The sequence below is a fragment of the Microlunatus soli genome (assembly GCF_900105385.1).
Classification (GTDB): domain Bacteria; phylum Actinomycetota; class Actinomycetes; order Propionibacteriales; family Propionibacteriaceae; genus Microlunatus; species Microlunatus soli.
Map to the genome: position 1 here is coordinate 938,703 of NZ_LT629772.1, position 13,109 is coordinate 951,811.

At 69.2% G+C, this 13,109-nt stretch carries 9 protein-coding genes; 3 read left to right on the forward strand and 6 right to left on the reverse strand.

The window, feature by feature from the left end; all coding sequences use genetic code 11:
- Positions 1-13: 13 nt before the first annotated feature.
- From BLU38_RS04415 to mraZ, 6 genes are all read right to left on the reverse strand, one after another.
- Positions 14-1,453 carry a UDP-N-acetylmuramoyl-tripeptide--D-alanyl-D-alanine ligase gene (locus BLU38_RS04415; protein ID WP_091520480.1) on the reverse strand — a complete coding sequence of 480 codons (1,440 nt, stop codon included), beginning with the start codon at positions 1,451-1,453 and terminating at the stop codon, positions 14-16.
- Complete coding sequence (locus tag BLU38_RS04420; protein ID WP_231920171.1) at positions 1,450-3,135, reverse strand: UDP-N-acetylmuramoyl-L-alanyl-D-glutamate--2,6-diaminopimelate ligase; 1,686 nt, start codon at positions 3,133-3,135, stop codon at positions 1,450-1,452. Before BLU38_RS04420 ends, BLU38_RS04415 begins: the two co-directional genes overlap by 4 nt.
- Before the next feature lie 220 nt (positions 3,136-3,355).
- Complete coding sequence (locus BLU38_RS04425; protein ID WP_091520484.1) at positions 3,356-5,455, reverse strand: peptidoglycan D,D-transpeptidase FtsI family protein; 2,100 nt, start codon at positions 5,453-5,455, stop codon at positions 3,356-3,358.
- A gap of 6 nt (positions 5,456-5,461) precedes the next feature.
- Positions 5,462-6,115, reverse strand: coding sequence for a type IV pilus modification PilV family protein (locus tag BLU38_RS04430; RefSeq protein ID WP_091520489.1), 654 nt, complete (start codon positions 6,113-6,115; stop codon positions 5,462-5,464).
- 34 nt (positions 6,116-6,149) lie between these two features.
- Complete coding sequence (gene rsmH / locus BLU38_RS04435; RefSeq protein WP_091520492.1) at positions 6,150-7,160, reverse strand: 16S rRNA (cytosine(1402)-N(4))-methyltransferase RsmH; 1,011 nt, start codon at positions 7,158-7,160, stop codon at positions 6,150-6,152.
- 242 nt (positions 7,161-7,402) lie between these two features.
- Entirely contained in the window at positions 7,403-7,831 is a 429-nt protein-coding gene (mraZ, locus tag BLU38_RS04440; protein WP_091531915.1) for a division/cell wall cluster transcriptional repressor MraZ, read from the reverse strand.
- A 389-nt stretch (positions 7,832-8,220) separates the two neighbouring features.
- Between mraZ and BLU38_RS04445 the strand changes: the two genes are divergently transcribed.
- The 3 genes from BLU38_RS04445 (at position 8,221) to BLU38_RS04455 (ending at position 12,883) form a co-directional block, all read left to right on the forward strand.
- The gene (locus BLU38_RS04445) at positions 8,221-9,141 is read left to right on the forward strand and encodes an AAA family ATPase (protein ID WP_091531918.1); all 921 of its coding nucleotides are present in this window, start codon (positions 8,221-8,223) and stop codon (positions 9,139-9,141) included.
- 70 nt (positions 9,142-9,211) lie between these two features.
- Positions 9,212-10,624: a DUF58 domain-containing protein gene (locus tag BLU38_RS04450; protein WP_091520495.1), complete on the forward strand. Its 1,413-nt coding sequence runs from the start codon at positions 9,212-9,214 to the stop codon at positions 10,622-10,624.
- The gene (locus tag BLU38_RS04455) at positions 10,625-12,883 is read left to right on the forward strand and encodes a transglutaminase family protein (protein WP_091520499.1); all 2,259 of its coding nucleotides are present in this window, start codon (positions 10,625-10,627) and stop codon (positions 12,881-12,883) included.
- The last annotated feature ends 226 nt before the right edge of the window (positions 12,884-13,109 follow it).

The following is a 13,109-nucleotide window of genomic DNA, read 5'->3' on the forward strand; positions in this document are numbered from 1 at the left end:
TGGCGATCACGGATCAGGCCTCGGTGGCCGACGCGCCGACCAACTGCTCGCCGAGGGTTTCCAGACCGACGTCCCGGGAAGCCTTGATCAGCAGCACGTCACCGGCCCCGTTGTTCCCCAGCAGCGATGCCGCCGCCGACTTGTCCGTGGCCCGCTCGATCGCGTCGGCAGCCATCCCGGCCGCCAGCGCTCCGTCGGCGATCGGCTCCGCGCCCGCACCGATGGTGATCAACCGGTCGATGCCGGCCTGCACCACCATCCGGCCGACGCCGCGATGCAGTTCCACCGAATCCTCTCCCAACTCCAACATTTCACCCAGCACGGCGGTCAACCGGGCCGGCCGGCCCGCCTGCTGCAGACGGCTCCCGATACTGGCGACCGTCGTCAGAGCGGCCTGCATCGACGGCGGGTTGGCGTTGTAGGCATCGTTGATCAACACCGCGCCACCCGACAGCTCGTGCAACTCCATCCGCCAGTGCGAACGCAGTCCGACGCCGCTCAGGGTGTCGGCGATCAGTTGCGGATCGACACCGGCGGCGTGCCCGGCGGCGGCTGCGGCGACCGCGTTGCCGACCTGATGTCGGCCCAGGATCCGGAGCCGGACCGGCATCGTACGGTCGCCGATCCGCAGCTCGAACGCCCAACGATCAAGATCATCAGCGGCCAGCGCCGAGGCGTACACCTCGGGCACGACGCCGTCGGGCAACCGGTCGCCCTCGACGGCGTAGCCGAGCACCGGTGCGGTGGTCCGACCGGCCATCGCCCAGACCCGCGGGTCGCCGGCGTTCAGCACCGCTCGGCCGTCGGCGGGCAGCGCCTCGACCAACTCGCCCTTGGCCTCGGCGATCGCATCCTGGCTGCCGAACTTGCCCAGATGGGCAACGCCGACGTTGAGCTCCAGACCGATGTCGGGCGGGGTGATGGAGCACAAGTAGCCGATGTGTCCGATCCCCTTCGCTCCCATCTCCGAGACCAGGAACTGGGTGTCGGTCGTCACCCAGCTCGCCGTCACCGGCAGACCGATCTCGTTGTTCATCGATTCCCGGGGCGCGACCACGGAACCGGCCCGCTCCAGGATCTGGGCCAGCAGGTCCTTGGTGGTCGTCTTGCCGGCCGACCCGGTGATCCCGATCACCCGCAAGCCACCGCGCTTGGCGGCAGCGACCACGTGCCGTCCGATCAGGCCCATCGCGGTCTGCGGGTCGTCCACCACCAGGCACAGCCCGCCGGCCACCGGCCGCTGGGTGATGGCGGCCACCGCACCGGCCTGCCAGGCACGGACGGCGTAGTCGTGGCCGTCGACCCGCTCCCCGAGGAACGCCACGAACAGGCTGCCCGGCGAGACCGAACGGGAGTCGTAGACCAGATCCCCGACCGGTGCCTGCAGGTCACCCTCGCCGACGACCCGGGCACCGATCAGCTCGGCGAGCTCGCCGACGGTGTTGTTGATCATGAATCTGCCTTCGTCCGACCATCTCGCTGCTGCTGCCAGCCGCTGACCAGTTGGTCGGTGTCGTCGAACGGCAACACCTGACCGCCGATCTCCTGGCCGCGCTCATGTCCCTTGCCCAGCAGGGCGATCACGTCGGCTGCATCGGCCATCCGCAACGCCTGCCGGATCGCCGTCGTGCGATCGCCGCCGTCCAGCACCGTGACCGTACGATCGCCGACCGCTGCTCGGCGGCGGGCGCCGGCCAGGGTGGCCGCCCGGATGGCGGCCGGATCCTCGGTCCGCGGGTTGTCGTCGGTGATGATCACCACGTCGGACAGTTCGGCCGCCGCCTCCCCCATCGGTCCGCGCTTCTCCGGGTCCCGGTCGCCGCCACAGCCGACGACACAGATCAGCCGCCCGGTCAGCGGACCTTCGACAGGCTCAGGACCCTCGACTGGCTCAGGGCCCTCGACAGGTCCCTGAGCTTGTCGAAGGGTCATCCGCAGTTCGCTCAGCACCGACCCGACGGCCTGCGGCGTATGGGCGAAGTCGACATATGCCCGCGGTGCGCCGGCTCCGAGATCGACCCGCTGCAACCGGCCGGGTACCGACACGTCGGCCAGCCCGGTCGCGGCGGCGCCGAGGTCGACACCGATGCCGTCCAGCATCGCCAGCGCGGTGATCGCGTTGGCCGCGTTGTACGAACCGGTCAGTCCGAGCCGGAAGTCCAATTCCCCGTCTGGGGTGGCGATCCGGACCGGCGTCGGATCACCCTCGGCGGTGTAGCTCAGGCACCGGAAGTGATCACCCGAACCGCCGCCCGCGGCACCGTTGAAACTCGTCGTGGCGACCCGGAGCCCTTCGGCGACCGAACGGGAGACCAGCTCGGATCCACGGTCGTCGTCGATGTTGATCACTGCCCGACGGGCCCTGGCTGCGGTGAACAGCTGCGCCTTGGCCTCGAAGTAGGCCTCGACGGTGCCGTGGAAGTCCAGATGGTCGCGGCCGAAGTTGGTGAAGGCCGCGACGTCGAAGACGATCTCGTCGGCCCGCCCGAGCGCCAACGCGTGCGAGGAAACCTCCATCACCACGGTGTCCGCGCCGCGTTCGACCAACACCGCCAGCAGCGCCTGCAGGTCGGGCGATTCGGGAGTGGTGATGGTGGTCCGGTCGGCGGCGATCTCGACGCCGTCCAGGAAGTAGCCCAGGGTGCCGATCAGACCACAGCTCCGCCCCGCGGCGGCCAATGCGGCGGCCAGCAGGTAACTGGTGGTGGTCTTGCCGTTGGTGCCGGTGATCCCCAGCATCGCCAGCTTGGTCGCCGGCCGGCCGTAGACCTCCGCAGCAGCGGTCGCCATCGCCTGCCGCGGATCGCCGACCACCAGCAGCGGCGGCGCAGGCTCGCCCGCTGCGGCCAGCAGGTCCGCACCGGCAGGATCGGTCAGCACCGCAACCGCGCCGGCGTCCAGGACCGCCGGCGCAAAGCGGGCGCCGTGGGTCTTGGCCCCGGGAAGCGCGACATACAGATCGCCGGCCCGGACGGACCGTGAGTCGAAGGCGACGCCGGTCAGCTGCACTCCCCCGAGATCGCCGACCGTGCGCTGCAGGTCGAGCTGTTCGGCCAGTCTCGACAACGGATAGGGCTCGGTCCGGATCGGGCGAAGCCCGGGTCGGCGAACGGGATCGGATGCTGCGGCTGGCACGGCGTGAACGGTACCCCGATCGGCACCGGCCGGACCAAACGAACGCGACCCGAACCAGCCCAGCCCGGTGGAGTGCCGGACACCGGGCCGCACCCAGCCCAGCGTGCTCGGTCGGGTGTGCCCTTCGACAGGCTCAGGGGCCTTGGCTACCGGGTCAGGGACCTCGGCGACCAGGTCAGAGATCTTGGCGATCGGGGAACCCTTCACGTTGTTCTGCACGTCACCAGGTCAGCGGGCGGTCCATCTGGGCCGCACCCCACTTCTTGCTCTTCATGTCGGGCTTCACGCCGTACCGCGGCAGCGCGTAGTCCATCACGTCGGTGTAGACCGGGCCGGCGGTGCCGGTGCCGGAGTCGCCGCGCTTGGGCTTGTCGAAGACCACGTAGGTCAGGATCCGCGGATCGTCCAGCGGCGCGAAGCCGACGAACGATGTGACGTAGCCGTTGTAGCAACCGCAGTCCGGGTCGTACCGCTGGGCGGTGCCGGTCTTGCCGCCGCTGCGGTAGCCGTCCAGCATCAGCAGCTGTTGGCTGATCTCGTTGCGGGTCACGACGGCTTCCATCATGTCCCGGATCTGTGCCGAGGACTTCTCCGAGATGATCCGCTTGCCCGCCGGGTGGTCGACGTCGACCGGAGTGCCGTCGGCGTTGGACGCCGATTCGATCACCGACGGCGCGTGGTAGACACCACCGTTGATGATGCCGGCGATCGCTGCCGCCTCCTGGACCGCGGTCACCGACAGGCCTTGCCCGAAAGCGATCTGGTCGCGGGTGTAGTCCTTCATGTCCGCTCCGGGCAGTGTGCCGGTCGCCTCACCGGGCAGCCCGACGCCGGTCGTCTTGCCGAGCCCGAAGCTGGACAGGTAGTCGTGCAGGGTCTTCTTGTCCATCTGCCGGGCCAGCATCAGGGTGCCGATGTTGGAGGAGTTCGCAATGATCCCGCGCATCGTGTAGTTGACGGTGCCGTGCGGCTCGGCGTCCTTGATCCGGCCGCCGCCGGAGGCAATGGTCGGCGGCACCGTGACCCGGGTCTCCGGGGTGGCGGTCCCGCTGTCCAGCAACGCTGCCGCGGTCAGCACCTTCTCCACACTGCCCGGTTCGTAGGCCTGGCTGACCGGCCGGTTGCCAAGATCATCGGCGCTGGCCGCACCCGGGGCGTTGGAGTCGTAGCCCGGGGACTGCGCTGCGGCCAGCAGCTGCCCGGTCTTGACGTCGATGCTGATCAACATGCCGGACTTGGCGCCGGTCTTGGCGACCTGCGCGTCCAGCCGACGTTGGGCCACCCACTGCAGCGAGGGATCGATCGTCAGCTGGTAGTTGGTGCCGTTCTTGGCCGGCGTGACCGTGCTCTCGCCGAGCGGGATCTTGCTCCCGTTCGGGGCGCTCTCGTACTGCTCCGAACCCTCGACCCCGGCCAGCTCGCGGTTCATCGACCACTCGATGCCGGCCTGGCCCTTGTTCTCGGAGTTCACGAAGCCGACGATGTTGGAGGCGATGCTGCCCGACGGGTAGGTCCGGATCGGGTTGCTCTCCCGGTAGATGCCGGGCAGATTCTGCGCATCGAGCTCGTTGGCGATGTCGCTGTAGACGTCGGCCGGCACCTTCTTCACGACGTAGGCGAACCGCAACGGATCGCCGTCGGGCTGCTTGGTGGTGGTCAGCGTCCTGATCGTCTTCTTCATGTCGATCTTGGTGTGGGCGCCGATGATCTGGGCGATCTTGGTGGCCTCGTTCAGTCCGCACAGCTTGCCGACGTAATTGCCCGCACAGTCCTGACTGGTCAGGGTCGGGTCGGCGGTGATGTCGACGGCCGGCTCGGTGCCGGCCAGCACCGTGCCGTCCCGGCCGGTGATCTCACCCCGGGCCGGTAGCAGCGGGGTCTTGGTGGTCAGGTTGGCGCTGGCGATCGCTCCGTAGGCAGCGGAATCGAAGCCCTGCAACTGCAACAGCCGGCCGGCGCACAGCGAGATGGCGATCGCCATCACGATGCCGATCACCCGCACCCGCCGGGCGGCCGAGCCCAACGGGATCCGCAGGGCCCGCTTCTTCCGCGGCCGACCCGAGTTGATCTTGCCGGCTACGGAGTTGATCTTGCCGGACCGGGTCCGACCGGTACCGGTCTTGATCTTGGGGCGGGCCGCTGCACCCGACCTCGCGGTGGTCGCCCGTGCTGTCTGCTTGCGTGCCCCGCTCTTCGCACTGCCGGCGGACTGTCCGTTGCGGAGCGTCCGCCCGCCGGCGGTCCGCTTCGTCGCGCCGGTCGCCGCCTTCTTCGGATTCTGCTTGCCGCGCTGGGAAGGATGCTGCCGTCGCTCACCCATCACCGATCAGCCCCGTCCGTCCGTACGTTTCGTCTTGTTCTCCGACGCCCCGGCCGCCTGGTTGCCAGCTTGCTTCTTCTCGGCCCGTTCGGCTTCGCGACGCGCCGCGTCGGCCTGCTTCTTGGCCTTCGCCGCTTGCTTCTTGGCTTCGGCGGCCTCCTGCTCGGCCTGGATCTGCTCCGGCGTCTTGACCAGGCCGGGCACTTCGTCGCCGGTCACCGGCTTCGGCTTGTAGTCGACCTTGCCGGACGGCACCTCGACGAATCCCGGCCGTGGGTTCGGCCGCATGCCCATCCCGAACGCCCGGGCGGCGAGGTTGTCGATCGACCGCAGTTCCTCCACCCTGCGTTCCAGAGAGGCCTGCTGGTAGGTCAGCTGATTGGCCTGCTGATGGAGTCGGCCGGCCTGGAAGGCCTGTCCCTGCAGCGTGGTGTTCAGCGCCAGCAGCCCGGCCATCCCGATACCGAAGACCGCGATCAACACCAGGACGAACGGGACCCGGCCAAGCCTGGCCGGTGCGGCGACGCGGCTCGAGGCTCCCGAACCGGAGGACTTCCGCGGCTCCTGGCCCGGCGATCGACGCGTGGCCTTCCGGGCACGGCCGGACCCCGGACTCCGCAGTCCGAATCGTCGGGAATCGTCGGCCCACAGGGCACTCATCGCTTCGCCTCCTCGGGGTGGTTGTTGCCGTACGTCATGCCGCCCGTCCTCGGGCCGGCGCGATCCTGACGGCCGCGCGCAGCCGTGCCGACCGCGCCCGGGGATTGCTGTCCGCTTCGGTCTGGTCCGGCCGATCGGCGCCACGGGTCAGCAGCCGCAGCTCGGGGCCGAGTTCGGGCGGTACCACCGGCAGGCCGCGCGGCGCCCGATCGCTGGCGGCGACCCGGAGCACCTGTTTGACCAACCGGTCCTCCAAGGAGTGATAGGCCAGCACCGCGATCCGGCCGCCGACGTCCAGCGCGGCGACCGCTGCGGGCAGCACACCGCGCAGCGCTTCGAGTTCGTGGTTGACCTCGATCCGCAGCGCCTGGAAGGTCCGCTTGGCGGGGTGCCCGCCGGACCGCTGCAGTGCCATCGGGACGGCGCCGGAGATGATCTGCACCAGTCGGGCGGAGCTGCTGATCGGTTCGGTCCTCCGCTGCGCGACGATCGCGTCGGCGATCCGCCGTGCGCTGCGTTCCTCGCCGTAGTCCCGCAGGATCCGGGTCAACTCCGCGGCGGAGTAACTGTTCACCACCTCTTCGGCGGTCAGGTCGGCGGTCTGGTCCATCCGCATGTCCAGCGGTGCGTCGCGCGCGTAGGCGAAACCGCGGTCGGCGCGGTCGATCTGCAGTGAGGACAGCCCCAGATCGAGCAGTACGCCCTGGACGGCGGTGATGCCACGCTCGGCCAACACCTCGGGAAGTTCGTCGTAGACCGCGTGCACCAACTCGATCCGGTCCGCGTAGGCCGCCAACCGCTCACCGGCGGCGGCGATCGCCTGGGTGTCGCGGTCCAGGCCGATCAACCGGGCCTGTGGGCAGGCCGCGAGCAACGCCGCGGAATGGCCACCGAGGCCGAGGGTGCAGTCGACCAGGATCGGGGCTTCGGTTTCGGGAGAGGACTCCAGCGCGGGCGCGAGCAGGTCGACGATCTGCTCCAGCATCACCGGGATGTGTTGGTCGCCACCGGGTGGCGTGCGGTCAGGGGATGCGGCATCAGCCATTGCGGCTGCTCCTGCGCACACACGGACCCTGCGCTGCCATCTCGACCCTTACCTACCCTCGCGACTGCTTGTGCCGAGCACGGTTCGTGTCCTCGGGTTTCAGCCCTGGATCTGCGGGAAGTACTACCTGGCGCCGGGGAAGTTGCGCCAGGGAGTCAGATCCCAGGGCTGAAGCCTGAAGACACGAGCCGTGCACCCCGCGGACGGGGGTCTTTCAGCCCGGTGCAGCGATCACGGTGTGTTCACATGCCCGGGAATACCTCTTCGTTCATCTCGGCGAATGCCGATTCCTGAGCCCCGGAGTACTCCTCCCAGGCACTGGTGTTCCAGACCTCGACGCGGTTGATGGCACCGACCACCACCACGTTGGTCTCCAGTCCCGCGTAGCCGCGGAGCTGCTGCGGAATGGTGATCCGCCCCTGCTTGTCGGGTGTCTCGTCCGACGCGCCGGCGGCGAGCATCCGCTGGAAGTCCCGGACCTGCTTGACGCTGGTCGGTGCCGCCGAGATCGACTTCGTCATCTCGACGAAGGTCGACATCGGATAGATCGCCAGACACCGGTCCTGCGCACGGGTGATGACCAGCCCCTCCGCCAACTCTTCGCGGAACTTGGCGGGAAGGATCAGCCGGCCCTTGTCGTCGAGCTTCGGGGTGTGCGTACCGAGAAACACGGCCTGCACCTCCCAGCTCCACCACGGTTCCGAACTGCGTCATCTTGGCCCGATCTCCTCCATTTCGCGCCACTGTACTCCATTTCCCCCCACTGAGACCAGTTTTGCCTCCACTGACTCCCGATCTTCGAACGACACGTGTCGTCGCACCGTCCAGAGGTCGGGCCAGAGATCAGGGTTCGTCAGCGCCTGCGCGGGCGGTTGCGGGCGCATAGCATGTAGCTCGACCGCCTGGGAGAGGGAAACCCGTGAGCCTGAGGTACGACGACGCCGCCGAGGCGTATGACGAAGCCGCCGTCTCCAACGGTCGGCGAGCCCGCTCCGACGGCGACGACGGCCGGCAGTTCGCCGACACGTCGGCGTTCGAACTGCACGACGTCGTCGAGGTGATGGGCAAGGTCCGGTCCGCGATCGAGCAGGTGATCGAGGGCAAGCGGGCGTCGGTCGACCTGGCGTTGACGGTGCTGCTGGCCGAGGGACACCTGCTGGTGGAGGACGTGCCCGGTGTCGGCAAGACGATGCTGGCCAAGGCGTTGGGCCGTTCGATCGACTGCTCGGTCCGCCGGCTCCAGTTCACCCCCGACCTGCTGCCCTCCGACATCACCGGGGTCTCGGTGTTCAACGCCGAGAGCCGGGAGTTCGAGTTCAAACCGGGCGGCATCTTCGCCAACATCGTGGTCGGCGACGAGATCAACCGGGCCTCCCCCAAGACCCAGTCCGCTCTACTGGAGTCGATGGAAGAAGGTCAGGTATCGGTCGACGGCACCACCTACGGCCTGCAGGCGCCGTTCATGGTGGTGGCGACCCAGAACCCGATCGAGATGGAAGGCACCTATCCGCTGCCGGAGGCGCAGCGGGACCGGTTCATGGCACGGATCGAGATGGGTTACCCGACGCCCGCCTCGGAGCTGGACATGTTGGACGCACACGGTGCGGCCAATCCGTTGGATTCGCTGCAACCGGTCACCGACGCCGCAACCGTCCGCGGTCTGATCGAGGCCACCCGGCGCGCGCACGTCAGTCTGCCGGTGAGGCAGTACATCATCTCGGTGGTGAATGCGACCCGGCACTCCCGCGATCTCCGGCTGGGCGCATCCCCGAGGGCCAGCCTGCAACTGCTCCGCGCCGCCCGGGCGCAGGCCGCGCTCAGTGGCCGGGAGTACGTCACTCCCGACGACGTCGCGTCGCTCGCGGTCCCGGTGCTGGCTCATCGGGTACTGCCGTCGACCGAGGCACAACTTGCCCGGCACAGCGTGGAGGACATCATCTCCGCCGCCGTGCGAACCGTCGCCGTACCTGATCATCGTTAGCCACCGTCGGCCGATGATCAGATCCGGGGATGACCAGGCGTGAGCGAGACCAGACGATGAGTGACCAGCCATGAGTGAGAGGGGTAGTCGGCATCCGCTGCGGATGTTGACCGTACGGGGCCGGTTGTCGCTCGGACTCGGGATCGCCGTGGTGGTGATCGCCATCTTTGCGGGCCAGCGGGACGTGATGCGGATCGGGCTGCTGCTGATCGCTCTGCCGGTGCTCGCGTTGATCTTCATCGCCGCCGCCCGGTTGCGGCTCTCCGCGCAACGCTCGGTCGTTCCCGAACGGGGTCAGCTCGGGTCGCCGATGATCGGCAAGATCGTGCTCTCGCTGGAGAGCCGGCTGCCGGTCGGCCTGGTGATGCTGGAAGATCCGGTGCCGCCGGAGTTGGGCACCCGGCCGCGGTTCACCATCGACCGCGCCGGGCTCGGCTGGGAACGGGAGCTGGAGTATCCGCTGCTCGGCCGGGTCCGCGGTCGTTGGGAGTGCGGTCCGCTGATCGTCCGGACCAGCGACCCGTTCGGCCTGGTGCAGCGGACCCAGCAGTTCACCGCGACCAGCGAGGTGTTGGTCACACCGCAGATCGTGCCGCTCACCTCGGTGTCCGGCTCCGGCGGGGCATCCAGTTCCGGCGAATCGCAACCGCACCGGATCGGCATGATCGGCGCCGACGACGTGCTGATCCGGGAGTATCGGCACGGAGACGACGTCCGCCGGGTGCACTGGCGCTCGACCGCCCGCCGCGGCGACCTGATGGTGCGTCGCGAGGAGCAGGCCTGGGATCCGGCCGCTCGGATCATCCTCGATTCCCGGGCCGGTGCCCATGCCGGTGCCGGGATGAACAGTTCCCTGGAGTGGGCGGTCTCGGCGGCAGCTTCGATCGGATTGCGGTTCATCGACGACGGTTTCCGGACCGAGCTGTACGAGGCCGACGGCCCGATGCACCTGGAGTCGATCGGCGGCATGAACCGGCGGGCGACCGGCGACCTGGTGATCTCCCGGCTGACCGACCTGCACCCGCGGCGGACAGTCAGCCTGCGGTACGCCCTGGACGCCGCGGCCGCAGACAGCAGCGGACAGCTGGTGGTGGCGATCATGGGGCAGATGACCAGCGACGACGCCCACCTGCTGCTCCGGGTGCGCCGTCAGCACTCGCGCGGGCTGGCGATCCTGCTCGACGTCGACAGTTTCGCCGATCCGGAATCCGAGGACGCCAGAGAGCGTCCGGCCGCCGCTGCCCGCGGCTCGGCGCAGCAGCCCGGCGGACGATCGAACGACCGCGTCGGACGCGGCAGCGACCTCGGGGCCACGGCTGCCTTGCTGGCCGCCGACGGGTGGCAGGTGGTCCGGGTCGGCCACGGCATGACGGTCGCCGCGGCCTGGGCCACGCTGGCCGGCACCACCGGTCGCGCCGGCTCGACGCCGCCGCAGCCGGCGGAGTCGGCGGAGTCGGACCACGCAACTGTGGCGGGTGGATAGATGCGCGCCACCGATCGGTACGCGATCGCGGTCGCGTTCTCCCTCATCCTGGCCAGCTTCACCCTCGGGCCGTTGACCGAGGACCGATCGTTCCTCGGGTCGAGTTGGCTGCTGACGTTGTTGATCTGTGGCGTCGGACTGCTGTGCCGCCGGACCCGGGTCGGTTCGACCGGCGCCCTGCTGGTGCAGCTCGTCGTCCTCGGCACCTTCCTCGGGCTGGTGGCCCGGCAGCTCGCGCCGGTGGACGGGCTGAACGTCCTGCAGCGGACCGCATTGTTGTTCCACACCGCCGGCGAACACATGCAGTCCCAGGCCGCGCCGATGCCACCGGACAACGGCGTGATCTTCGTCTTCATCGCCTCGCTCGGGGTGATCACGCTGCTCACCGATCTACTGGTGATCACCCTGCACAAGCCGGCGCTCGGACTGGCGCCGCCGCTGACCGCGTTCCTGGTGCCGGCGATCGGACTGGGCACCGACACCGGACTGCGCCCGTTCCTGTTGATCGCGGCCGGCTACCTGGCGATCCTGCTCGCCGAGGGGCTGAACGGCTATGCCGGCTGGACCCGCGGGTTGAGCCGAGACAGCCTGGGCGGCTCGGTGCAGGAACAGGCCGGCGTGGTGGTCTGGCGGGCCGTCGGCTGGGTCGCGGTCCCGGCTGTGGTCCTGACCCTGATCGCCGGTTCGGTGTTGCCGACCCTGTCGGTCGGCGCATGGGGGTTCGGCGAGGGCAGCGCCGGCAGCGGCGGCCCACTCCGATTGACCGATCCGACCCTCGACCTCAAACGCAACCTGACACTGCCGACCAATCGAGTGGTGTTGACCTACCGGACCAACAAACCCGACGGCCAGTATCTGCGGATGGCGTCATTGCCCGCCTTCAGCGATGCCGGCTGGCAGAATGCTCAGACCTCGATCGAGGAAGGTGACCGACTACCGCAACCGGTCGGTCTGACCGAGCCGACCGGGAAGGACCGACGCACCAGCATCCAGATCCGCGACTTCGGCAGCGAGTACCTGCCGTTGCCGTTCGTGCCGAAGTCGTTCGACGCCGACGGCCGCTGGGGTTACGACCCCAACTCGCTGGTGGTGATCTCCTCTGAAAGGGGCCAGAACCGCAACCGGGCGACCGAGGGACTGGACTATTCGGTGGTCAGTCGAGACGTCGACCCGGACGCCGAGACGCTGGACGCGATCATCTCCGGCGACCCGCCGGACTCCAACCTGACCACCGCGGTCCCGGACAACCTGCCGGCCAACATCAGCCGACTGACCGAGCGGGTGACCTCCGAGGCGGGCAGTCCGGCCGCCAAGGCTGCCGCCATCCAGGCCTACCTCCGCGACCCGAACAACTTCACCTACAGCACCGACCCGCGACCGGGTAGCGGCTATCAGGCGTTGGAGAATTTCCTGTTCCGGGACAAACAGGGCTATTGCGAGCAGTTCGCGGCCTCGATGGCGATCATGGCCCGGCTGGTCGGGATCCCGAGCCGGGTCGCGGTCGGCTTCCTGCCAGGTAGCAAGAAGGGCGACGTCTGGACGGTCACCGGCCGCGACGCGCACGCCTGGCCGGAGCTGTATTTCAGCGGCTACGGCTGGGTGCGCTACGAGCCGACGCCGTCCAGTCAGACCGGCAACGCACCGTCCTGGACGGTCCCGGTCGACACCGGACCGGAGCCCGACCCCAGCGCCGGCGCGGCGCAGAGCGATCCCACGACGCAGTCCCGTCCGACGGCCAACCCGCAGCAGTCCAGCGGCCCGGTGCAGGCACCGGCAACGCCGGCGGACACCGGATTTCCCTGGCGACGGGCCCTCGGGCTGGGCGGCGGTGCGCTGCTGCTGGTGGCGCTGCTCGGCACGCCGGCGGCGATCAGGATCGGCCGCCGACGGAGCCGGTTGGCGGTCGGCGGAACCGCTCACGGCGGCCCGCTGCCCGACCCCGGCGATCGGATCGAGGCGGGCTGGTCGGAGGTGCGCGACACCGTACGAGATCTGGGCCGGCCGTGGCCGGCGGGTTCACCGCGGACGATCGCCACCGAGGTGGGCCGGCACTACGATCGCGGGGCGAAGGATGCGCTGGCCGCCTTGGCCCTGTTGGTCGAGCGGGAGCGGTACGCAGCCCACTTCGCCGACGCCGAGGCCGCCGCGACGGTGCCGGGGCTGGTCCGAACCATCCGGCTCGAACTGCTCGCCGACCGGACTCTGCCCGCGAAGATCGCGATGACCGTGCTGCCACGGTCGGTGTTGCGCCGCCGGTAAGGTCGGCCGGTCATCTCGCAACACCGGGACAGATCGTCGCTTGATCCCAGCACAACACGTCGGTGAGCGCTGTTGTGGGCGAATCGGAGGTGGCGGGAAACGGCCGCCGACTGCGCAACGGCGGATTGTTCAGCGGCCTCGGAGCGCACCACGCAAAACGACGACGCCGCACGGTTTCGCCGGCGCCACACCCCTGGAACGGGTGTGAGCGCGTCGAAGCCGTACG

What these genes read in the sequence shown, in the direction of transcription:
- BLU38_RS04430 (WP_091520489.1), bottom strand. Translation starts at nt 6,115, where the DNA reads ATGAGTGCCCTGTGGGCCGACGATTCCCGACGATTCGGACTGCGGAGT.
- rsmH (WP_091520492.1), bottom strand. Translation starts at nt 7,160, where the DNA reads ATGGCTGATGCCGCATCCCCTGACCGCACGCCACCCGGTGGCGACCAA.
- BLU38_RS04425 (WP_091520484.1), bottom strand. Translation starts at nt 5,455, where the DNA reads ATGGGTGAGCGACGGCAGCATCCTTCCCAGCGCGGCAAGCAGAATCCG.
- BLU38_RS04445 (WP_091531918.1), top strand. Translation starts at nt 8,221, where the DNA reads ATGGGCAAGGTCCGGTCCGCGATCGAGCAGGTGATCGAGGGCAAGCGG.
- BLU38_RS04450 (WP_091520495.1), top strand. Translation starts at nt 9,212, where the DNA reads ATGAGTGAGAGGGGTAGTCGGCATCCGCTGCGGATGTTGACCGTACGG.
- BLU38_RS04415 (WP_091520480.1), bottom strand. Translation starts at nt 1,453, where the DNA reads ATGATCAACAACACCGTCGGCGAGCTCGCCGAGCTGATCGGTGCCCGG.
- BLU38_RS04455 (WP_091520499.1), top strand. Translation starts at nt 10,625, where the DNA reads ATGCGCGCCACCGATCGGTACGCGATCGCGGTCGCGTTCTCCCTCATC.